The following is a 22,518-nucleotide window of genomic DNA, read 5'->3' on the forward strand; positions in this document are numbered from 1 at the left end:
CACCTGCGGATGAACGCTTCGTGGCGGTCGATTATGGCCGGGGCCCAACAATCCGGACCGCCGTCGATCGTGCTGGCAACAGATGCCATCAACTCATCAAGGGGGCTTGCTATCATTGGTGCACTAGCTTGATGCTAAACTGAATTAATGATTGCGAGGTGGTTTACGTGATGTACCCGTATATGACATTCGAAGATGGTACCGAGGTCATTCATTCTGACCTGATCACAGATGGCGATATCGAAAAGGTCATCGTGCATTTTGAACGACCGACGGCAGAGGGTTTCGACTCCGCTCGTTGCGAGCTGCCTTCTTACAATTGGACCATGTGGGAGGGGCGTTTTACCGACGAGGAGAAGCGAGGTTTTGAGACTTTTCTGGGCAATAACGCCCATCTGCTGTATCGCTACGCCGCAAACGGAGGAGCTAAAGTTGCCTAGCCTTTTTCTTATTGGCGGCTATCGGGTCTTCTTTTGGTCCAATGAAGCGGGCGAGCCAATCCATGTCCATGTTTGCAAGGGGGCGCCTTCAGATAACTCGGCCAAAATCTGGCTGACTCGAAGAGGTGGCTGCATTGTCGCTAATAACAAAGCGAAGATCCCCCGGAGCACGCTTGATGACCTCTGTGAAATCATCGCCGCTCAGCATGAATTGATTTGCTCTAAATGGAAGGCATTTTTCCTTGTGGACGAGATCTCGTTCTACTGCTAAACGTCATCCCGGCTTCTCTTTTCCAATTTTAATCATGAGCTTGTCCCATCTGTGCTGATTGAACTTGACAGTACAATGGAGGCGGACTATATCGCCGCCGCTCGTTGCGGCTAACGGATGTGCTGGAGCTCGCATGAACGATTTTCTAAACGGTCAAGTTGATAACGACGGTTTTTTGCGCCTGGCAGCGGCCTCGCCCAAGATTCGCGTGGCCGATGTTGAGGGCAATGCCGAGGTTGCGCTGGCGGCTGTTCGCGAGGCTACCGAGCGCGGCGTTCGTGCGCTCGTGCTGCCCGAGCTTAACCTGACTGGTTATACCGCGGCTGATCTGTTCCATAACCGCACATTACTGCATGCCTGCGAGACCGCACTTGTGCACATCCTCGATGAAACCCGTGAGTTGCCGGTCGTCTTTACCATCGGTCTTCCCGTTGCAGTTGCCGAGAATATCTACAACTGCGCCGCCGTGTGCTGCGCGGGCGAGCTTTTGGGCCTCACGGCCAAGAAGTATTTGCCCAACTATGGCGAGTTCTATGAGCGCCGTTGGTTTGCTCCGGCGCCTGCGGATCCCGTGTGGGTTGAATTTGCCGGTCAGGGTCCGGTCCCGCTGGGTTCGGGGCTTGTCTACCGTTGCTGTGATGAAGGCGCCGAGGACCTGGTGCTGGGCGTTGAGGTCTGTGAGGACCTGTGGGTGCCGGCACCCCCTTCGACCGAGATGGCGCTTGCCGGTACGACGGTGATTCTCAACCCGTCGGCCTCGGATGAGATTATCGGTAAGGCAGACTACCGCCGCAGCCTTATCTCCAATCAGAGTGCGCGCCTGTACTGCGCCTATGTCTACGCCGATGCGAGCGAGGGTGAGTCAACGACCGACATGGTCTTTGCGGGGGAGAACCTCGTCTACGAAAACGGCTCCAAGCTCGCCGCGGCCAAACTGCTTACCTGCGACATGGCCATCGCCGACGTCGATCTTGACCGCCTGGTCGCCGAGCGCCGTCGCTCGACGACGTGGACGCGCGCGGACGATGCGCCGGAGGCCACGACCGTTGAGTTCTCTTTTGAGGGCACGCTCTCCGAGGCTCCCGCCCTGCGCAACGCCTGCGACATCGACCGTGTCTTCCCCCGCGCGCCCTTTGTGCCGGCTGACCATGGCGACCTGGCCGAGCGTTGCGAGACCATCCTCGACCTGCAGACCGCCGGCCTCAAGACCCGCCTTGCCCATACGGGTACCAAGGCCGCAGTCATCGGTCTTTCGGGCGGCCTTGATTCTACACTCGCGCTGCTTGTGACAGTTCGCGCCTTCGATGCACTGGGGCTGTCGCGCACCGGTATCACGGCCGTGTCCATGCCCGGCTTTGGCACGACGCATCGCACCAAGTCGAATGCCGAGTCGCTTGCTCGCGACCTGGGTGTGAGTTTCCGCGAGGTTTCGATCCACGCGGCCGTGGAGCAGCACTTCAAGGACATTGAGCACGATCCGACCGTGCAGGACGTGACCTACGAGAACAGCCAGGCCCGCGAGCGTACGCAGATTCTGATGGATCTGGCCAACCAGGCTGGCGGTTTTGTCATCGGCACGGGCGACCTGTCGGAGCTGGCGCTCGGCTGGGCTACCTATAACGGCGACCACATGAGCATGTACGCCGTCAACGCGAGCGTGCCCAAGACGCTTGTGCGCCATCTGGTGCGCTATGCGGCCGATGTCTTTGGCGGGCGTATTGCCGAGGTCTTGCTCGATATCCTCGATACGCCGGTGTCCCCCGAGCTCCTGCCGCCCACGGGCGACGGCGAGATTGCGCAGAAGACTGAGGACCTGGTGGGCCCGTACGAGCTGCACGACTACTTCCTCTACTACCTGCTGCGTTTTGGCTTTGAGCCGGGCAAGATCTACCGCATGGCGCTCAAGAGCTTCGAGGGCGTCTACGACGTCAAGACCATTCACACGTGGCTACGCACGTTCTACCGTCGCTTCTTTGCCCAGCAGTTTAAGCGCAGCTGCCTGCCCGATGGCCCCAAGGTGGGCTCGGTCACGCTCAGCCCGCGCGGCGATTGGCGCATGCCGAGTGACGCCAGCTCGCGCCTGTGGCTCGCCCAGATTGACGCGCTCAATCCGATGGACTAAGGTTGCCAAATTGAACCAAAACAGCGGGTGCAAGCGTTACACTTTTGCAATCTGATGGCCCGTATCGCGCGGCGCTCTTGTCGGAGCGCCGCGTTTTTCATATCGAAAGGTGGCACCATGCAGGCATCGCAGCGTCTCGACCGCTTTGGCGCGGAGGTCTTCGCCTCGCTCAACAACAAACTGCTTGCGCTGAAGGCTCAGGGCAAGACCATTTACAACATGAGCGTGGGCACGCCCGACTTTAAGCCGTACGACCACGTGGTCGAGGCGCTCACGCAAGCGGCCCAGGACCCCGAGATGTGGAAGTATGCCCTGCGCGACCTGCCCGAACTCAAGCAAGCCGTGTGCGATTACTACGAGCGTCGCTTTGGCGTTTCGGGCATTACGCCGTCTATGGTGCAGTCGTGCAACGGCACGCAGGAGGGCGTTGGCCATTTGGGCCTTGCCCTGCTCGATCCGGGTGACACCATTCTGGTTCCCGATCCGTGCTACCCGGTCTTTGAGGCAGGTGCCAAGATCGCCGATGCCAAGCTCGAGTACTATCCGCTGGTGGCGGAGCACAATTACCTGCCCTATGTGGCGGGTATCGATCCCGAGGTGGCCGATCGTGCCAAGTACATGATTGTGTCGCTGCCCGCCAACCCGGTGGGCTCGGTGGGCACGCCCGAGGTCTACGAGGAGATCATCGCTTTCGCCCGCGAGCACGACCTGCTCATCGTTCACGACAACGCATACTCCGACATCGTGTTCGACGGCGAGCCGGGCGGCAGCTTCTTGCAGTATCCCGGCGCGCTCGAGGTGGGCGTTGAGTTCTTCTCGCTCTCCAAGTCGTTTAACGTCACCGGTGCGCGTATCGGCTTTTTGGTCGGTCGCGAGGATGTGGTCTCGGCCTTTGCCAAGCTGCGCGGCCAGATCGACTTTGGTATGTTCTTCCCGATCCAGAAGGCTGCTATCGCCTGCTTGAACGGTCCGCGCGATGAGGTCGAGGCGCAGCGTCTGAAGTACCAGGAGCGCCGCGATGCCCTGTGCGACGGTCTTGAGGGCCTGGGCTGGGAGCGTCCCAACGCGCATGGCTCTATGTTTGTGTGGGCCAAGCTTCCCGGTGGTCGCACCGATTCCATGGCGTTTTGCGAGGAGCTCATGGAGAAGGCCGGCGTTGTGGTGACGCCGGGCGCGAGCTTTGGCCCTTCGGGCGAGGGGCACGTGCGTATGGCACTGGTCCTGCCGCCCGATCAGATCGCTTTGGCTGTCGAGGCCATTCGCGAGGCGGGCCTGTATTAGAAACCTATTTCGACTCGTCAATAGCTCGAAACCGATTTCGTGCAGTTATTTTACGAATACTGCAAACAATTTCGGTAAACGGTCGATTTTTGGCTGCGAATAGGAGCATAATCAAAGTCCCGATTGGATGTATTGGGATTACGGCAAGCCGCTCGGGTCGTTCCCGGGCGGCTTGCTTGTGGAGAGAGATGGGAGTTTCTAATGGTTAACGAGAAGAAGGTCGCTATTGTCGGCTGCGGTTTCGTTGGTTCGTCTTCGGCGTTCGTGCTGATGCAGAGTGGTCTGTTCTCCGAGATGGTCCTCATCGACGTGGACAAGAACCGCGCCGAGGGTGAGGCCCTGGATATCGCGCACGGCATGACGTTTGCCGAGCCGATGAAGATCTACGCCGGCGATTATTCCGATGTCGCCGACGCCGCCATGATCGTCGTCACCGCTGGTGCTGCCCAGAAGCCCGGTGAGACTCGCCTGGACCTGGTCAACAAGAACGTCAGCATCTTTAAGTCCATTATCCCCGAGATTAAGAAGTCCGGCTTCGACGGCATTCTGCTCATCGTCTCCAACCCGGTCGATGTTCTGACCTACGCCGCCATCAAGATGTCCGGCCTGCCCGAGGGCCACGTCATCGGTTCCGGTACCGTGCTCGACACCGGTCGTTTGCAGCAGATGCTTGGTGCCCACGTTGAGGTCGACCCGCGCGATGTCCAGGCCTATGTCATGGGTGAGCACGGCGACTCCGAGTTCGTTGCTTGGTCCAGCGCTCAGGTTGCCGGCGTTCCGCTGAACACCTTCTGCGAGCTTCACGGTCATCTGGAGCATGAGGCTGCCGAGAAGCGCATCGCCGAGGATGTCAAGAACTCCGCCTACACCATCATCGAGAAGAAGCACGCCACCTACTACGGCGTCGCCATGGCCGTCAAGCGCATCTGCACTGCCGTTATGCGCGACGAGCAGACTGTTCTGCCCGTTTCCTCGCTCATGGTGGGTGAGTACGGTCTGTCCGATCTTGCCATCTCCATGCCGACGGTCGTTGGCCGCGATGGCGTTGTCTGCCGCGTCCCCGTGCCGCTGAACGATGACGAGCAGCATGAGCTCACCGCCTCCGCAAAGGCTCTCAAGGACATCATCGACAGCGTCGACTTCTCCTGCTAAATCAAGCTCGCTAGAGCGAAAAGCTACAATGAAGGCGTCCGGGTCCACACGGCCCGGGCGCCTTTTTGGTGCAAAGTAACCTGACCCCAATGCAGCATAGTTGATGGGAGGGCCATGTCGGATTCGCCTAATTTTTTGACCTATGCCCAGACGGCGTTTTATCCGTTTGAGGAGCAGCGGTTCTGTGCGGTGGATAGCCTGGTCTTTGCGTGGTTGTCCTATTTGCGTTTGCCGGGTGATATGGCGGAGCTGACGAACTGGCAGGGCCTAGACGTACGCGAGTTGCTGCGTGCCGAGTGCTACCGGGACATGATTGGTGACTTGTGGGACCCAGAGGGGAGCAGGGCCTTGTTGGAGGCCGTGGCAGCAAGCCCTCGTTACCGTGGCGTGCGCGTTTGCGGCTATCGTGCCGTGAGCGATGTGGTAGCGACAGAGCAGTTTGCAGCCATGGCGTTCCGGTTTCCGGCGGGGTTTAGTTATCTTTCCTTCCGGGGGACCGACAGTACGATTGTGGGCTGGAAAGAGGACTTTAACATGGCATTCCGGTGTCCTGTGCCGGCCCAGGAATCCGCGGCGCGTTATGTGGACGAGGCGGTGGATGCGATTGACGGGCCACTTTTGTGCGGAGGTCATTCCAAGGGTGGAAACCTTGCGGTGTACGGTGCGGCGATGTGCTCCGATGTCGCCCGTGAGCGAATTGAACGGGTGTATTCCCATGATGGTCCGGGCTTCGTCGAGGAGTTTCTGAACGGCAACGCCTTTGCCGATATTTCCGGTCGAATCGACAAGACGCTACCTCGGTCGTCGATCTTTGGCATGATGTTCGAGACACAGGAGGACTATGCCATCGTTGAGAGCACCGAGTTCAGCCTGCTGCAGCATAATCCCTTTAGCTGGGTGGTTGATGGTCGCGACTTCGTGTACTGTGAGCGCCTGTCCGCCGGTGCTCGATACGTTGATGGCTCCATTCGCGAGATGTTGCTTGCAGTGTCACCTAGCGAGCGCGAGCGTTTTGTAGATGCGTTGTTCTCCGTGTTTGAGGCAACGTGTGCTGAGCGGTTTGCGGACATCGCTGGGAATCTGCGCGAGAGCCTGCCCGTGATGCTCCAGGCTGCGCAAGGCTTTGACAAGGATACGCGACGCTTTGTCTCGCAGACCATCGCGGCAATCCTAAAATGTGCGCTGCTGCCCAAACGACCCCAGATTGACATGCCCGCTGCCGGCAAGAGTTTGGCAGAACAGCTCGAGGCTTGGCAGTCCGAGCTCCTGCGCTAACCATTGGTGCAAAGCAACCTGTCCCCGATGCATCAAGCTTCGATGCGCCTGGGGCGGGCTCGACCGCTATACTGGTTCGTGCCGAAATCGATCTAGAACGGAATGCCGTATATGAAAATCAATCACGCGATTCTGCATATCCTGGACTTTGACTCTGCCGTCAACGTCATGAGCCAGCGCGAGCTCGATATCGAGAGCCGTACCGTGCGCAACTTTGTGACCACGCATCTGCGCCGCGCACGAACCTCGGCCGACAATAAGCGCGCCACGTTTGCCGAGAACTCTGCGTTTGGCGGCGAGCTCAAGGGCTATTTCTTTGGCGAGCGCGAGTTCGTAGACCTGTCGCAGCAGATTGCGGAGTTCATTTCCTCCGAGCTTACCAAGGCCGAAAAAGCCGAGTCCACCGATGTGCTCGTGGCCGACTTTGACGACGACGAGGATGCCCGCTGGTTTGCCGTGATGCTGCTGGGCTCCAAACAGGCCTTTATGCACGAGGTGGGCCGCGAGGAGGGCGAGGTACGCAACGACATCGCACGCCACTATGCTATCCTGCCGAATCCTTCCCAAAAGGTGCCAAGCTATGCCATCGTGCGCGCGAGCACCATGGAGATCGGCTATGTGGACAAGAAGCGCAAGATTGCCGGCGAAGACCGTATGCTCATTCCCGACGGTCTGCTGCAGTGCGATACGGGCGTGTCGGGCAAGGAGGTCATCGACACCGTGACGCGCGTGGTCGAGGAAGTCGCCGAGGAACACGGCGCCAACACTGCTGTGGCGCTTGCTAAGGTCAAGGCTGCCGTTGCCGAGAAGGTTGAGGACGATGAGGAGCTGCCGCCCTGGGACATCGTCGATGAGGTCTTTGAGGACGAGCCGGTCATCAAGGAGAGCGTACGTGCGGCGCTGACCGAAGAGAAGGTGCCCGAGCGTGTGCCCGTGGAGCGCAAGCAGGTCGAGCGTGCGGCGGTGCGCAATCACAAGATCCGTACCGACACGGGTATCGAGATCAGCTTTCCGGCCGAGATGGGCTCGAATTCCGAGTACATCGAGTTCGTCAACGAGCCCAACGGCCTCATCTCCATCGAGCTCAAGAATATCGGGTCAATTGAGAATCGATAAACTGCGCTTGGACGCTGCAGAAAAACAAAGGTCGGAGCCCCTCGGGACTTCGGCCTTTTTTGCTTGGGGCTGAATTACGTTGCGGGTTGAGCCTACGTCAGCGAAAGCGCCCCTAGGCGAGCAAGGTGACGTGAAAGAGGAAGGAAGCGTACTTTGGTACGCGACCGACGATTGAACGTCAGATTGCCGCCTAGGGGCGCTTGCAGCGTCGAGCCGTTACGCGGTTTGGTAAACCCGCGTAACTATTAAAGCTGGCGCAGATCTTCCTCGAGACCGGTCTTGCTGTTGGTTTTCTCGTCGCGCATCTTGATGACGCGGGCGGGGACACCGGCCACGACGGCGCCGGCGGGGACGTCCTCGACGCACACGGCGCCGGCGGCGACAACAGCGCCCTTGCCCACGCGCACGCCTTCCAGGACCACGGCATTAGCGCCGATCATGACATCGTCCTCGATGATGACGGGCGTAGCGCTCGCGGGCTCCACGACGCCCGCCAACACGGTGCCGGCGCCGATGTGGCAGTTCTTGCCCACGGTGGCGCGACCGCCCAGCACGGCGCCCATATCGATCATGGAACCCTCGCCGATAACGGAGCCGATGTTGATGATGGCACCCATCATGATGACGGCACGGTCGCCGATCTCGACGCGGTCGCGGATGATCGCGCCCGGCTCGATGCGGGCGTTGATGCCCTTAAGGTCGAGCATGGGCACGGCGGAGTTGCGGCAGTCGTTCTCCACATCGTAGTAATCGATGGAATCGGCGTTGGCGTCCAGGATGGCCTTAAGCTCATCCCAGTCGCCAAAGACGGTCTTGCCACGACGACCGCCGTAGACATGTGCGTCGCCCCAGGCAACCTTCATGCCCGGCTTCTCGCGCACGTACAGTTTGACGGGCGTCTTTTTGGGCGCGGTGGCGATATAGTTGATAATCTCCTGTGCGTCCATCTCGGCTGCGTTGCTCATATGCTGTCTCTCCTTTGAGGGGGTATGGTTGATAACTAGTTAGGCGAACATGACCTGGTCGAAGGTGTAGAAGCCGGGTTCGCGGGTGATGAGCTTCTGCGCGGCTGCCAAGGCACCGTTGACGAAGATCTGACGGCTCGTGGCGCGGTGGGTGAGCGTGACCTCCTCGTCCTGGCCAAAGAAACTCACCTCGTGCACGCCGGCGACGGTGCCGCCGCGCAGCGAGTGCATGCCGATCTCCTTGGGGTCACGCGCGCCGCACATGCCCTCGCGGCCATAGACGGGGTGGTAGCCTGCCTCGGGCTCGGCCTCGACTACGGCGTCGAGCAGCAGCTTTGCGGTGCCGCTGGGGGCGTCGACCTTTTGGTTGTGGTGAGTCTCGACAATCTCGCAGTCAAAGCCGGGCAGCTCACGCGTGGCCTGGGTCACTAGATGACGTAGGGCTGCGATGCCGATGGAGTAATTGCCCGAGTGCATAACGCGGGTGTTCTGGCCCAGCTCACGCAGACGGTCCATCTGCTCGGGGGTGTAGCCTGTGGTGCCCGAGACCAACGCCGCGCCCGTGCGCTCGACATAGGCGACGACGGCATCGAAGGTCACGACGTTCGAGAAGTCGACAATCACATCGGCGGCCGGTGCGTTCTCGAGCTCGCTCAAATCGAAGCCAATCTGGGCGACGATGTCGAAAACGGGTTGACCGGCGGCGTCGACAACGCCCTCGGCGGTGGTGCGGATGAGCGAGCCCATGCGGCCCGTTCCCATAATGACGGTCTTAATCAAGCAGACCAGCTCCCTTCAGGGCATCGGTAAGTGCAGAGCGCGTGTCGTTGGCCATGGGGCACAGCGGCATGCGGTAGTTTGCCTCGATCATACCCATCTGAGCGAGCGCCTCTTTGACGGGGATGGGGTTGACCTCACTAAAGAGGGCATTGATGAGCGGCTGGCCGGCAATTTGGATATCGCGGGCACGCGCCACGTCACCGTCCAAATAGGCTCGGCACATGTCATGCACGAGCTGCGGCTGAACGTCTGCCCACACGCTGATGGTGCCCGAGGCGCCCAGGCTCATGAGCGGCACGGTCAGCGCGTCCTCGCCCGAGTACATGCGGAAGTCGTCTGACAGCAGGTGGGCGATCTTGGCCGCGTAGGCGACGTTGCCCGAGGCTTCCTTAATACCCATGATGTTGGGGTGCGCGGCCAAGCGCTCTACGTTGCGCTCGCTGATGCCGCAGCCACAGCGGCCGGGGATGTTGTACAGGATGCAGGGGATGTCCACGGCATCGGCGACGGTCTTAAAGTGCTGATAGATACCCTCTTCGTTGGACTTGTTGTAGTAGGGGGTGATGAGCAGCAGACCGTCGGCGCCCAGGCCCTGATAGGTGAGCGACTTGGTGAGCATGGTCTGCGTGGAGTTGGAGCCCGAGCCGGCGATGACGGGGACGCGGCCTGCAACCTGCTTGACCACCGCGGCGACAACGGAGTTGTCCTCGTCGTCGGTCATCGTGGCGCTCTCGCCGGTGGTGCCCAGGGTGAGGATGGCGTCGGTACCGTTTTGCAGGTGGAAATCGATAAGGCGCTCGAGCGCGTCAAAGTCGACACTGCCGTCCTTTTTAAACGGCGTAACAAGGGCGACGATTGAACCCTCGAGATTGCGGATGTCCATGTCCTTCTCCTTCGCTTCCGCGATCTGGATGCGTTTGTTCCATTGGGCGGCGACTGCTAGGCGCTCGTCCTGAGCGCGACGGCGGGCGGCATCGGCGCGCGATTTGGCCAGCAACTCTCGGCCGCACGGCAGCACGTCGAGTGTGGCAAAGTAATCGACCGGGCGCTCGGCGCGGCGGATGAGGTCGGCCGAGCCATCGGGACGCAGTAGGACCTCGGCGGAGCGCAGGCGTCCGTTGTAGTTGTAGCCCATGGAGTAGCCATGTGCGCCGGTATCGTGGATCACAAGCAGGTCGCCTATGTCGATATGCGGCAGCTCACGATCGATGGCGAACTTGTCATTGTTCTCGCACAGATTACCCGTGATGTCGTACGTGTTCGTGACGGGGGCTGCGGTTTTATCGGGACCGTCCGGCTGACCCATCACCGTGATGTGGTGGTAAGCGCCATACATGGCGGGACGAATGAGGTCGACGGCGCTGGCGTCCACGCCGATATAGTCCTTGTAGATCTGCTTCTCGTGGATGGCCTTGGTGACCAGGCAGCCGTAGGGGCCCATCATAAAGCGGCCCATCTCGGTGCAGATGGCCACATCGCCCATGCCGGCGGGAACCAGGATCTCGTCGTATGCCGCGTGCACCCCCTCGCCGATGGCGTGAATGTCGTTGGCCTGCTGCTCGGGCAGATAGGGGATGCCGACGCCGCCAGACAGATTGATGAAGGCGACGTGTGCGCCGGTCTCGCGCTCCAGACGTACGGCAAGCTCAAAGAGGATGCGCGCGAGCTTGGGGTAGTAGTCGTTGGTGACGGTGTTGCTGGCAAGGAATGCGTGGATGCCAAAGTCCTCGGCGCCCTTGGCCTTGAGTATGCGGAAGGCCTCGAAGAGCTGCTCGGTGGTCATGCCATATTTGGAGTCGCCCGGGTTGTCCATGATGCCGTTGGAGAGCTGGAACAGGCCGCCTGGATTAAAGCGGCAGCTGACCGTTTTGGGGATGGGTCCCGCAACACGCTCAAAGAACTCGATGTGGCTGATGTCGTCAAAGTTGACGATGGCACCCAGCTTGTCGGCGAGCTCAAAGTCGGCAGCCGGCGTATCGTTGGACGAGAACATGATGTCGTGTCCCGTGATACCCAGCGAGCGGGCGATCATGAGCTCGGTATAGCTCGAGCAATCGCAGCCGCAGCCGTATTCGTTGAGAATGGAGATGAGCGCCGGGTTGGGGTTGGCCTTGACGGCAAAGTATTCCTTAAAGCCCGGGTTCCATGCAAAGGCGTCGCGCACTTCTTGCATGTTGCGGCGGATGCCCGCCTCGTCGTATAGATGAAACGGCGTGGGGAACTGCTCGACGATATGCTCGAGTGTCTCCTTGTCCACAAACGGCTGCTTGGCCGCATATGCCTCGTTGGGGGTCAATGCCATGTCCCGTAAACCTCGCTATCCAGACGGCGCCATCTGCGCATCGAATCCGCATAGCGTGGACCCAATGTCCGGATAGCGCTCCCGCATTGCTGCAGACAGTCCTGTGGGTGTTTCCCACAGGCCCACCAGGTTGTTCGTGCCCGAAAAACCCAGTTCGGCGGGTTTCGCCTCCCCACGGGGTCAAAGCCTGCCGGCTCGCCCGCGGCTCTTCGTGCCCGCGCCTCTATCAAGTGGTAAAGACCCTATCACGTTGCACTTTACCAAACAAGAGTATTCGTATATAACGTTTAAAAAATGCAGGGATATGCTGGAAACATGTGCGCCACAATCCTGTATCACAATAAGTTGCAACAGATGTGCCTCACGAAGGGATCCTCTATGACCGAGCTCCAAGAACTCCGTCGCTATCGCCGCGATCTCCATCGCATTCCGGAGCTCGATTTCGATCTTCCGCAAACCATTGCCTATATCGAGGGCGTGCTGGCACCGCTCGCTTGCGAGGTGACCCATCCGTGCCCCAGCTGCGTCTGTGCTTTCTTCGACGCCGGTGTTGATGCCGCGCATGCCACGGCGATTCGCGCCGATATGGATGCGCTGCCCATCGTGGAGGCGACGGGAGCGGCCTTTGCCTCAACCCATCCCGGCAAGATGCACGCTTGCGGACATGACGGACACATGGCCATGGCGCTTGCCGCCGCGACGTATGTTGACCGTACGATTCGCGAACAGCCGGGCGCCATTAGGCGCAACGTTCTCTTTGTGTTCCAGCCGGCCGAGGAAACGACCGGTGGTGCCAAGACGGTATGCGAGAGTGGTGTGTTCGAGCGCTATGGGGCCGACCGCATTTTTGGCTTCCATGTGTGGCCCGATCTGCCTGCCGGCGCGTTGGCGAGTTGTTCCGGTCCGCTGCTGGCGCGTTCGAGCGAGACGCATATCCATATTCACGGGACGAGCATCCATATCGCTAAGACCTATGGCGTTCCGGTCGAGGAGTCGCACGATGCGGCGCTGGCGGCTGCCAAGTTCTTGGTTGCCGAGCGCGAACTCATGGACGAGTTGGGTGCCGACGAGCCCTGCATTGGTAAGTTCGGCCTGTTGCAGGCCGGCACCGTCTGCAATGCGGTGGCGGGGGAGGCCCATGTTGCCGGCAGCCTACGTGTGTTTACGGACGACATGTTCGACCGCGCGCGCGAGGGCGTGCGCCGCGTGCTGGACGATGCCTGCGTCGCAACGGGCTGCACATATGACCTCGATTTTGCCGAGGGCTATCCGCCGGTCGATAACGATCCCGAGCTGTTCGCCCACATTGCGCCTGTCTTGTCCGAGCTGCAACTCGTGGATGAGCCTTTGCTGATTGCCGAGGACTTCGCTTTCTATCAGCGCCATCTGCCAGGCGTGTTCTTCCTCCTGGGTACGGGCGTGCCGGAGGGACAAGATAATCCGATCGATTCGGATGGCTGTCCCGCCTATGCCACGAGCGCTCTGCATACCGATACCATGCTCTTTGACGAGGAAATTCTACTCAAGGGCCTCGATGTCTACAAACGATTGCTTAACTTGGAGTGACGATGAAGCGCCGACAGTCTTCCGTATATAGTCCGGGTGGATGCGGGTGTGGCTTGCTGCTGCTTCCGGTTATTGCTGTGAGCATTGGCGTGATGTTTGCGCTTGCCGGGTTGGCCGCGGCGGCGCTCGTGCTGCTGATTGTGGCCATTGGCGTGACGGTCTGGCTGTGCCGTTCTCGCGAGCAACGTCGTACCGATGGTAAGACCAATGTTGGATGGACCATCTTTTTAGTCGTCGCCTACCTATTGAGCATCAGCTATTTAGTTTTCTTTATCCTGTTGCTTGCGAGTACCTTTACCGGGGAATCCGTCACGTTGGGTTGATACACAGCCAGCAGACGGTCGTGCAAAGTGCGTTTGCTCGGCGTTTGGATAACTGCATTGGCCGTTTACCGCAACCTTAGCTCTCAGCTAATGAATTCAAATTCAATCCTTCCTACGATGTGCTGTGTGCCGGCACGGTAGCCGGATTGTAGGAAGGATGAATAATGGCAAAAGAGGGAAAGAAGCCGATCGGCAAGATTGTCCTAGGCGTCATCGTGGTGCTGGTTATCGTCGGTGCCGTGGGCTCTATGGGTGGCAATTCAACCGATTCGTCTGCGAGCGATTCGGCAAAACCTGCCGAGGCGACACAGCAGGCTGAGGAGCAAAAAGAACCGCAAGAACCGTATACCATTGCTGACGAGGCTGAAGACACCTCCAATCAGTTTGCCTATAAGATCACGGGCACACTGACCAATAACACGGACAAGGAAAAGAGCTACATTCAGATTGAGTATGTTCTGTATGATGCCGATGGCAACCAGGTTGGAACGGCTCTTGCAAACACCAATCATCTGAAGGCGGGCGGCTCCTGGAAGTTCGAGGCGCTGGGTACGGTGTCTCCCGACCAGGTTGCTAGCTGGGAGCGTTCGGACGTAAGCGGTTTCTAGCATGTTGCATGCACTGGGGGAGGTGAAGTCGTATGCCCGATAAAAAGCTGACCGAGGAGCTGCTCAATGAGCTTCTCGATGCGCCGAACATCGATGGCTATATCAGGGAGCACGACTTTGTCGCCCCGTCGCTTTCGGACTACCTGAAGCAGCTGCTGCAGGAAAAGGGCTTGGAGCGCTCGCGCGTGGTTCGTATGGCCGATCTCAATGAGACCTTTGGCTATCAGATCTTTACCGGTGCGCGTCACCCGAGCCGCAATAAGGTGCTGCAGATTGCCTTTGCGATGGCGCTGACGCTCAAAGAGGCCAACCGTGCACTGACGGCTGCCGGGGTAAGCGTCCTTAACTGCAAGGATCGTCGTGATGCGATTATCATCTTTTGCATCGATCGCGGGTGCAGCCTCCAAAAGGTCAACGAGGAGCTGTATCGCTTTGGCGAGGAGACGGTGAGTTAGCGGCTGATATCTGAGCCGGCGGAGCTGCCGAACAAGGATGCAAACGAACGGGGCGCGGATGCCATGGGGTGTCTGCGCCCTGCGCTATGATGGAGGCTATGGATACTCAGACCCCAACATATTTCGATGACGAGCTGACCGCAGCGCTTGCCGAGCACCTGGCGTCGCTCGATCGCGACGACAGCTATCGCGTGGAGCGTGTACTTAAGCGCTCGTCCGTTGAAACAACCGAGCTCGTGTACTTTGAAGGAACCGGTGGTGGTTCGCTCGGCCCCTTTGTCCGTAAACGCATCGATGCCTCGGCTCAAATCGGCGGGGCATACGAGCGTCTGTTTGCCGCTCAGCGGGCAGGCAGGCGTTTTGAGCACCTGCCCAGAATCGTCGATTGTCGTCGTGTGGGCGACGAGCTCAACGTGGTTATGGAATACATCGAAGGGGAGACGCTCGGGGTGCTGGTGGACCGTCTGGGAGCTACCCCCGATTATGCGCGCGAAATGTATCCTGCCCTATGCGATGCCGTGGGCGAGCTCCATGCCGGTTTTGCAATGGCGGGGGAGACGTCGGCGCCGGTGATCCATCGCGACCTCAAGCCGTCGAATATCATCGTGACGGGTGCCAACTATACGTCTGATAACGGCATGACGTTTTCATCGCTGGTGATTATTGACTTGGGGATCGCGCGCGTGTGGCGCGCTGGCGCCGATGCCGACACCGTCAAGTTCGGCACGCGACCCTATGCGCCGCCCGAGCAGTATGGGTTTGGGCAGACGAGTGTGCGCAGCGACGTCTACGCACTGGGCGCCCTGTTGTTCTTCTGCTTGACGGGAGTCGACCCTAAACCAGGGCTCGACATGCGCGAGCAATGCGAGGCGCATGGCATTCCCACTCCACTTGCCGATGCCGTCTGCATGTCGATGGCGCTCGACCCGGCCAAGCGTTTTGCGAGTGCGGAAGCGTTGGGACGGGCGACGCGCTCGGCATACGATCTGAGCCGCCCCGTGCGGCCTCCTACACCTGCGCCTGTCCGTACTCCGGCCTCGGAGACGGTGTTGACGCTCCAAGGGCTCCAGAACCCCGCAGGGCTTCCTAGGCCCGCCGCCTCCGCTGCATGCGGCCTGCTCTCTCGCGTTCCGGAGTCTCTGGGCCGCATTTGGAATACGCTTGTCTGTTTCTCGCTGCTTGTGTTCTTTGCCGGAAGTCACTTTGCCGTCTTTCACCCCACGGGAGCAAACCAAAGCTACCCGACGTGGCTTCTCATAATCGAGTATTTTTTCTTTGTCGATGGCCTTATGGCGCTTATGCATTTTGCGCTGCTCGATAAGCGCCGTCTTCGTCGGCGATTTGCACTGCTCGACAGCTATCGCGGCATGAAACTCGCGAAACTCTGGCTCAAGGCATTGGGCGTGCTGCTCCTATGCATGATCGTCGTAGTCGCGGTTGCCAATGCGACCGGCGTCGTCGATACTTCCGCTACCTAAAAGAAAAGGGCCCCATTGGGGCCCTTTGCAGTTGCACTTAGATGCGGTTCATCTGAGCGGCGACTTTGTTGTACCAGTCCTGCCACGTGGGCGGGCAGTACTTTTTGGCCGCGGCCGGGGTAAGGGTGGAGCCGTAGTTGGCGCCCAGATAGGCAACGTGAGCGGAGATGCCCTCGCTCCAGCTGCCAAAGCTGCGCCAACCGCCGCCACGGGCACTCCAGCCCCAGGCGTTGTAAGAATTGGCGCAATAAGCACCCTTGGTGCTCTCGATGCAGGCGATGGCGGGGGACCAACGGGGGTCGACACCGGTATTCCAAGCGGCGACGGCAAAGTTATAGCCCTGGCCTGCCATGGGGGAGCCGGCGAGATAATTGTCGATGCGGCCCGTCCACTCATTAATGAACGAATCGTAATCGGAGCTACCGGTATTGGCGTTGTTCACCGTGGTGTCGATGGTGGTGTTGGTGTTGGTGGCCTGGCTGCTGGAATTGCTGCCGCTTACGCCCTCGCCCGAGAGCTTCTCGGCGGCAGCGGCCTTATCGGCCTCAAGCTTGGCAAGCTCGGCGGCATTTTCCTGCTCGGCTTTTGCCTGTGCCTCGCTGCGGAGCTGCTGGGCCTGAGCCAACGCATCCTCGGCGTTTTTCTGCTCTGCCTCAAGCTGAGACTTGGCCTGCTGGAGCTCAGCCTTGTTCTGCTCGAGTTCGGTTTGCATGTTATTGAGCTGTTCGATCTCGTCGACGCTCGAGCTCGTGATCTGGTTGGTGTATTTGCAGGTCGTGATGAACTCACCCAGGCTCTGCGCGTTGACCAGGAAGCTCACGATGGGGTTGGTGCCCTTCTGATACTTGTACAGATCGCGCATGGCGGAGCTTGCCTTGGCCTGCTGCTCGGGAAGCTTAGCCTCGATTTCCTCGATGCTTGCCTCATTGGAGTCAATCTGCTTTTGCAGGTCATCGAGTTTGGTGCGGGCGTCGTTGTAGGCGCTCGTGGCGGCTTCGATCTTCTGCTGGGCTGCGGAAAGCTGGTCCTGCGTTGCCTGCGAGGCGGCATACGCCGCAACGGGGGAGAGCATCGGCGTGGCCGTCAGCGCAACGGCGAGCGCGGCGCTCGTGATGATACGAGCCGGCTTCGACGCAATGAGCGCTGCGGCGCGATGATTCGAATGCTGCATCCAGTCCCTCTGCAATCAATCGTAGGTTATGGTTCGAACGGTATTCTACTACTGCTTTCGACCTCAACTTGAACCTTAAAGGTTCCAAAGGGTCAAGTTGAACTTGAGGCTTTGGCTTTGACCTGCAGTTATGATGAATTGTTGAGAAACCATAGAGTTCAACTTTAACGTTACGGAACCCTGTCGAGAGGGTTTTTGTTTATCAAAAGTCGCCTCATGTGGGGTTTTGCAACTACAGGGTCCCATCACGGCGAGGGCGGATTTCATGCTGGATAATTGCGCTGATTGCCATAGATACGGTGGAGCTTTGGGCACCGGCGGCTCGTCACGCTAGAATAAATCAGTTGCGCAAAGACCGCCCGCTGTGTGGGCAGTTCATGATAGGAAGTTTCCATGGCATTGCAATTTACAGAGCGCGAGTTCATTCCCGTGCTGCTCGGTGGCGACATCAACGCCTATTCGGTGGCGCGTGCCTTCTACGAGGAGTACCAGGTCAAGAGTCTGGTCTTTGGCAAGTATCAGACGGGTCCCGCGTACCGCAGCCAGATTATCGACTACACGCCCAACGTGGATATCGATACCATGCCCGTGATGCTCAGGACCGTCAACGGCATTGCCCAAGCGCATGCCGATAAGACGATTGTCCTTGTGGGCTGTGGCGATAACTATGTTGCCCTTGTGGCTCAGGCCAAGGATGCCCATGAGTTGGCGGATAACATCGTCGCGCCTTACGCTCCCTATAGCATGCTTGAGCAGTGCCAGAAGAAGGAGATCTTCTACGAGCTGTGCGAGAAGCACGGCGTGCCCTATCCGCATACCTTTACTTTCACCATGGCGATGCTGAATGCCCAAGGCGAGGCACCTGCCGAAGTGCTCGACCAGATCGATTTTCCCTACCCGATGATCCTGAAGCCTTCCGACGGCATCATGTGGTGGCAGCACGAGTTCGAGGGCCAGAAAAAGGCCTATGAGATTGCCGACCGTGCCGAGCTGGAACAGGTCATTCGCGACTCGTATGCCAGCGGCTACACCGACGACCTGATCTTGCAGGATCGCGTGCCCGGCAACGACGAGTACATGCGCGTGCTCACCAGCTATTCCGACCGCAACGGAAAGGTCCGCATGATGTGCCTGGGTCACGTGCTGCTCGAGGAGCATCAGCCTCACGGTGTCGGCAACCACGCCTGCATCATCACCGAGCCCAATGACGAGCTTATGGATGGCGTGCGCAAGTTGCTCGAGGACCTTCACTTTGTGGGCTATTCCAACTTTGACGTTAAGTACGACGAACGCGACGGCTCGTTTAAGTTCTTCGATTTCAACACGCGCCAAGGTCGCAGCAACTACTACGTTACCAACAGCGGCTTTAACGTTGCCAAGTATGTGGTGGACGAGTATGTGTTCAACCGCCCGTTTGAGCCGGAGTTTGTGACGGCGCAGGACGAGGCGCTGTGGATGGTCGTTCCCATGGGCGTCGTCGACAAGTACGTCAAGGATCCCGAGCTGCGCGCTAAGGTGCATCGCCTGGACAAGGAAGGCAAGGGCGCCGACCCTTCGTTTATGAAGGGCGACTTTGTCTTTAACCGCTGGCTGCGCATGTGGCACACCAAGCTGCGCCACTTTAAGCTGTTCAAGACGTATTACAAGTAGATGAGTGCGGCGCCCGTCCGGTTTACATCGGGCGGGCGCGGGTATGATACGCGCAATTGCGCAAGCGTCACCAAGGAGGCGGCGATGGAAAAGCTGGGGGTTATCGGCGGCATGGGCGCCGAGGCCACGTCGTATTACTACGACCAGGTGGTGCGCCATACGGCTGCTGCCTGCGATCAGGAACATATCGACATGGTGGTGCTCTCCAAGTCGACCATGCCCGACCGCACGCTTGCCATTAAGACCGGCGAGCATGCCAAGCTGCTGGCGACCATGAAAGAGTGTGCCCAGGCACTCGAGTCGCTGGGCTGTGCGCACATTGCCATTCCCTGCAACACGTCACACTACTTCTACGACCAGATCCAGTCGTTTACGAAGGTGCCGATTATCCACATGCCGCGTGAGTCGGTGCGCTATGCCCTTGCGGGTGCGGTGATGGGGGAGTGCGAGTTCGACCCCAACCTGAGTATGCCGGCCGAGCCGGTGCGCAAGATTGGCATCATGGGCACCGACGGAACCGTGGGCGCGGGCGTCTACGGCCGCGAATGCGAGGCCGCGGGTGTTGAGGTTGTCTATCCCAGCGAGAAACGTCAGAACGATGTGATGTCGCTTATCTACGATGATGTGAAGGCCGGACGTGAGCCCGATATGGATAAGTTCGACCGCGTGATGTGGGAGTTCGCCCGTAGCGGCTGCGACCGTGTCATTCTGGCCTGCACCGAGCTATCGGTGCTGCAGAAGTATCGAGAGATGCCCGAGATCACCCTCGATGCCATGGATGTCCTGGTGCGCGAATCCATCATCCGCAGCGGCGCCCCCTACCGCCTCTAGCTTCCGACCTGTCAAAAAGGGACAGGTTAATTTTGGTAGGTTTTATCTGGTGAAACAGTAACGGCCTCGGCTCGTTTGGTGCGAGCCGAGGCCTTTTGCGTTGGGCGGTTGCTGCCGGTGGCGAACTAGAACAGGAAGCCGATGGCGATGAGGGCGATGCTGACGATGAGCACGGCGATGTCCAGGACCTTGATGGGGTAGCGCTTGTACGAGCTGGCGCGTGTACGCAGATAGAAGCCGCGCTGTTCTGCCGCCAAGGCTGTGGCATCGGTCTTGCCCACGCTCGAGATGAGCAGTGGCACGCACAGTGGCAGCATGAGCTTAAGCTTCTTGATGGGGTTCTTGGTGTCGTACTCGACGCCGCGTGCGGTCTGCGCTTCCATGATGGCGTTCATCTCCTGACCAAACACCGGCACAAAGCGTAGCGCCGTGGTAAAGGTGAAGGCATAGCGATACGGCACGTGCAGCACCTCGACGCAGGCGTTGGCGAGGTCGTTGAGCTTGGTCACCATAAGCATGAGGATGAGCGGTAACGCCACGCCCAACAGGCGTAGGCAGGCCTTCGATCCGGTAATGAGGCCCGTGTCGGTGATAAAGCCCCACACTATGTTGCCGTCGCGCATAAAGGCCAGCTGGAGCACCAGCATGATAAGCGCGAGCGGAATCAGCAGCTTGAGTAGCGAGAGCAGACGGTCGACGACACCGGCATAGGCGCCCAGTGCGAGGGTGAGTGCCAAAAAGCCCAACAGCGCCACGTAGGTGTCGGACAGGAAGATGCCGATGATGATGGCGGCGGCAAGGCCCAGTTTGACGACCGGGTTCAAGCGGTGCAGCAGTGTGTCGCCCGGCATATAGTCGATGACGTTAACCACGGTGGACCATCTCCTCGGTAATGCGAACGATATCGGTGACCTCGCTCACCTGTGCAAAGACGGGAGAGACGGAGGATGCCAGACGGCGCGAGAGTTCAATAACCTGGGGAGGCTCCACGTAGGCACGCCGCATGAGATCGATGTTCGAGAATAGCTCGTGCGTGCGGCCGCGGTCGAGGATGTGACCGTCGGCCATTACTACGATACGCTCGGCAAAGTCGGAAACAACTTCCATATCGTGGCAGACCATAATCACGGCGCAACCGCGCTCGGCCATGGTGCGCACTGTTTCCATGACGGTCATGCACTCGCGGTAATCAAGGCCGCTCGTGGGCTCGTCGAGCACGACGATCTTGGGCTCAACCACTACGACGGAGGCAAGCGCCACCATTTGTCGCTGGCCGCGCGAAAGCGAGAAAGGTGCCTCATCGGCAGGCAGGCCAAAGCGGTCGATAACAAGTTGAGCACGACGCAGAGCCTCGGCACGGTCGATGCCGGCAAGCTCCAGGCCAAAAGCGACCTCGTCGAGTACGGTATCCTTACAGATCTGGCGGTCGGGGTTTTGGAAGAGCGTTGCGACCTCGCGGGCAATGCGGCTCGTGGGGACCGCGGCGGTATCCAGCCCCGTAACGCGCGCGCTGCCCGAGGCGGGCTTAAGCAGGCCTGTGAGCAGCTTGGTGAGCGTGGTCTTGCCGGCACCGTTCTGGCCGACGATGCCCACGAGCTCGCCGGGATAGAGGGTCAGGTTGAGGTCGTGGACGGCGGCGCCGCCATTGGGATAGGCAAACTCAACATGGTCGAAGGTGAGCACGGGCTCGGCGTCCTTGGCGTGCGGGCGCAACGACGGTGCGTGCGGTGAGCCGGCGGGTGCCTGAATGTCGCTGCTTGCGTGTGCGGGGTCGACGATGCCCGAAATCAGGCGCTCGGCCTCATCGACATCCAAGCAAGGGGTACCGCTTACCAGGCCATCGGCCTCGAGGCTATTGAAGATACGCGTGACGCGAGGGCAGTCGACGCCGATGGCACGGAGCTCGTCGGTATGCGCGAAGACCTCGTGTGGCTCGCCCTGCAGCGCGATTTCGCCATGGTTGAGCACGAGCACGCGGTTGCAGTACTCCGAGAGTAGGGCGACCTTTTGCTCAACGACGACGATGGTGATTCCAAGCGCGCGGTTTGCCTCACGCAGCGTCTCGAAGACCAACGTGGAGCTGGCGGGGTCGAGTGCCGCGGTGGGCTCGTCGAGAACCAAGACGCGCGGACGCATGGCGAGGATGGCAGCGATGGCCACCTTTTGCTTCTGTCCGCCCGAGAGGGTGGCGATCTCGCGGTCACGCAGGTCGCTGATGCCGACGGTCTCGAGCGTTTCACTCACGCGCCGCTCGATCTGGTCGTGGGGAACGCCAAAGTTCTCGAGGCCAAAGAGCATCTCGTCCTCGACGACCGAAGCGACCATCTGCGTGTCGATATCCTGCAGCACACTGCCGACGATTTGCGACACGTCGGTGAGCGAGGCTTCGCAGGTGTCGTGGCCCTCTACCATGACGGCCCCAAAGAACGTGCCGGTGTAGTGGTGGGGCACGGCACCCGACAGGCAGGCGGCAAGCGTGGACTTGCCGGCGCCCGAGGGCCCGATGATGCCGATGAAATCTCCCTTGTTCACGCTGAGCGAGATGTGGCTGAGCGCCCGCTCGGTCTGCGTGCCATAGGAGAACGAGACATCGTCGACGTTGATGATCGTTTCCATGGATACCTTTCATAGTCATTGGGGACGTTCTTTAATGACTAGTCGTTTAAGAACGTCCCCAAGAGTTAACTGTTTGGGACAGTCTTTGCCGGTGGAGCACGGAGACGGCTTTACGA

Annotated in this window: 20 protein-coding genes and 1 riboswitch; of the genes, 14 read left to right on the forward strand and 6 right to left on the reverse strand. The window is 59.6% G+C overall.

What is annotated here, in order from left to right:
• Window positions 1-182: 182 nt before the first annotated feature.
• The 7 genes from DW180_RS04795 (at window position 183) to DW180_RS04825 (ending at window position 7,657) form a co-directional block, all read left to right on the forward strand.
• Entirely contained in the window at window positions 183-440 is a 258-nt protein-coding gene (locus DW180_RS04795; RefSeq protein ID WP_233545180.1) for a hypothetical protein, read from the forward strand.
• Complete coding sequence (locus DW180_RS10645) at window positions 433-711, forward strand: DUF4160 domain-containing protein (RefSeq protein WP_117635420.1); 279 nt, start codon at window positions 433-435, stop codon at window positions 709-711. The genes DW180_RS04795 and DW180_RS10645 overlap by 8 nt, the downstream gene beginning before the upstream one ends.
• Before the next feature lie 133 nt (window positions 712-844).
• Window positions 845-2,833, forward strand: a complete 1,989-nt coding sequence (locus DW180_RS04805; protein WP_118237685.1) for an NAD(+) synthase — start codon at window positions 845-847, stop codon at window positions 2,831-2,833.
• 117 nt (window positions 2,834-2,950) lie between these two features.
• Entirely contained in the window at window positions 2,951-4,114 is a 1,164-nt protein-coding gene (locus tag DW180_RS04810) for a pyridoxal phosphate-dependent aminotransferase (RefSeq protein ID WP_006234344.1), read from the forward strand.
• Window positions 4,115-4,315: 201 nt separating this feature from the next.
• Entirely contained in the window at window positions 4,316-5,266 is a 951-nt protein-coding gene (locus tag DW180_RS04815) for an L-lactate dehydrogenase (protein ID WP_118237687.1), read from the forward strand.
• A gap of 114 nt (window positions 5,267-5,380) precedes the next feature.
• Window positions 5,381-6,541, forward strand: coding sequence for a DUF2974 domain-containing protein (locus DW180_RS04820; protein ID WP_118237689.1), 1,161 nt, complete (start codon window positions 5,381-5,383; stop codon window positions 6,539-6,541).
• Between the two features lie 111 nt (window positions 6,542-6,652).
• Entirely contained in the window at window positions 6,653-7,657 is a 1,005-nt protein-coding gene (locus DW180_RS04825; protein WP_022094136.1) for a nucleoid-associated protein, read from the forward strand.
• Between the two features lie 245 nt (window positions 7,658-7,902).
• Here the strand turns inward: DW180_RS04825 and dapD are convergent, their stop codons facing one another.
• From dapD to dapA, 3 genes are read right to left on the reverse strand one after another with little or no spacing between them, the layout of a single operon-like run.
• On the reverse strand, window positions 7,903-8,622 hold the full coding sequence (gene dapD / locus DW180_RS04830; RefSeq protein WP_118237691.1) for a 2,3,4,5-tetrahydropyridine-2,6-dicarboxylate N-acetyltransferase: 720 nt from the start codon (window positions 8,620-8,622) through the stop codon (window positions 7,903-7,905).
• Window positions 8,623-8,661: 39 nt separating this feature from the next.
• Window positions 8,662-9,402 (reverse strand): 4-hydroxy-tetrahydrodipicolinate reductase, encoded by a 741-nt coding sequence (gene dapB / locus DW180_RS04835; protein ID WP_199569880.1) that lies wholly within the window; start codon window positions 9,400-9,402, stop codon window positions 8,662-8,664.
• Complete coding sequence (gene dapA / locus DW180_RS10465; RefSeq protein ID WP_118237693.1) at window positions 9,395-11,704, reverse strand: 4-hydroxy-tetrahydrodipicolinate synthase; 2,310 nt, start codon at window positions 11,702-11,704, stop codon at window positions 9,395-9,397. The genes dapB and dapA overlap by 8 nt, the downstream gene beginning before the upstream one ends.
• Before the next feature lie 65 nt (window positions 11,705-11,769).
• Window positions 11,770-11,938, reverse strand: a riboswitch (Lysine riboswitch).
• 144 nt (window positions 11,939-12,082) lie between these two features.
• Between dapA and DW180_RS04845 the strand changes: the two genes are divergently transcribed.
• The 5 genes from DW180_RS04845 to DW180_RS04865 all read left to right on the forward strand — a co-directional run bounded on the left by DW180_RS04845 (window position 12,083) and on the right by DW180_RS04865 (window position 16,134).
• On the forward strand, window positions 12,083-13,270 hold the full coding sequence (locus DW180_RS04845) for an N-acetyldiaminopimelate deacetylase (protein WP_233545181.1): 1,188 nt from the start codon (window positions 12,083-12,085) through the stop codon (window positions 13,268-13,270).
• A 53-nt stretch (window positions 13,271-13,323) separates the two neighbouring features.
• A complete protein-coding gene (locus tag DW180_RS04850; protein ID WP_158570930.1) occupies window positions 13,324-13,593 on the forward strand; it encodes a hypothetical protein in 270 nt (89 codons plus the stop codon).
• A 164-nt stretch (window positions 13,594-13,757) separates the two neighbouring features.
• Complete coding sequence (locus DW180_RS04855) at window positions 13,758-14,201, forward strand: FxLYD domain-containing protein (protein ID WP_055309781.1); 444 nt, start codon at window positions 13,758-13,760, stop codon at window positions 14,199-14,201.
• A gap of 32 nt (window positions 14,202-14,233) precedes the next feature.
• Window positions 14,234-14,656, forward strand: coding sequence for an XRE family transcriptional regulator (locus DW180_RS04860; protein WP_118237697.1), 423 nt, complete (start codon window positions 14,234-14,236; stop codon window positions 14,654-14,656).
• Window positions 14,657-14,754: 98 nt separating this feature from the next.
• Window positions 14,755-16,134: a protein kinase gene (locus tag DW180_RS04865; protein WP_158570931.1), complete on the forward strand. Its 1,380-nt coding sequence runs from the start codon at window positions 14,755-14,757 to the stop codon at window positions 16,132-16,134.
• Between the two features lie 37 nt (window positions 16,135-16,171).
• Here the strand turns inward: DW180_RS04865 and DW180_RS04870 are convergent, their stop codons facing one another.
• Window positions 16,172-17,305, reverse strand: coding sequence for a glucosaminidase domain-containing protein (locus tag DW180_RS04870; protein WP_118237701.1), 1,134 nt, complete (start codon window positions 17,303-17,305; stop codon window positions 16,172-16,174).
• A gap of 393 nt (window positions 17,306-17,698) precedes the next feature.
• Between DW180_RS04870 and DW180_RS04875 the strand changes: the two genes are divergently transcribed.
• The gene (locus tag DW180_RS04875) at window positions 17,699-18,955 is read left to right on the forward strand and encodes an ATP-grasp domain-containing protein (RefSeq protein ID WP_118237703.1); all 1,257 of its coding nucleotides are present in this window, start codon (window positions 17,699-17,701) and stop codon (window positions 18,953-18,955) included.
• Window positions 18,956-19,039: 84 nt separating this feature from the next.
• Window positions 19,040-19,786: an aspartate/glutamate racemase family protein gene (locus DW180_RS04880; protein WP_229028173.1), complete on the forward strand. Its 747-nt coding sequence runs from the start codon at window positions 19,040-19,042 to the stop codon at window positions 19,784-19,786.
• A gap of 125 nt (window positions 19,787-19,911) precedes the next feature.
• Here the strand turns inward: DW180_RS04880 and DW180_RS04885 are convergent, their stop codons facing one another.
• Together DW180_RS04885 and DW180_RS04890 are read right to left on the reverse strand one after the other, a co-directional pair.
• The gene (locus DW180_RS04885; protein ID WP_118237705.1) at window positions 19,912-20,658 is read right to left on the reverse strand and encodes an energy-coupling factor transporter transmembrane protein EcfT; all 747 of its coding nucleotides are present in this window, start codon (window positions 20,656-20,658) and stop codon (window positions 19,912-19,914) included.
• Window positions 20,651-22,402 carry an ABC transporter ATP-binding protein gene (locus DW180_RS04890; protein ID WP_118237707.1) on the reverse strand — a complete coding sequence of 584 codons (1,752 nt, stop codon included), beginning with the start codon at window positions 22,400-22,402 and terminating at the stop codon, window positions 20,651-20,653. Before DW180_RS04890 ends, DW180_RS04885 begins: the two co-directional genes overlap by 8 nt.
• Window positions 22,403-22,518: the final 116 nt, after the last annotated feature.

This window comes from Collinsella sp. AM16-21 (assembly GCF_003471905.1).
GTDB lineage: Bacteria > Actinomycetota > Coriobacteriia > Coriobacteriales > Coriobacteriaceae > Collinsella.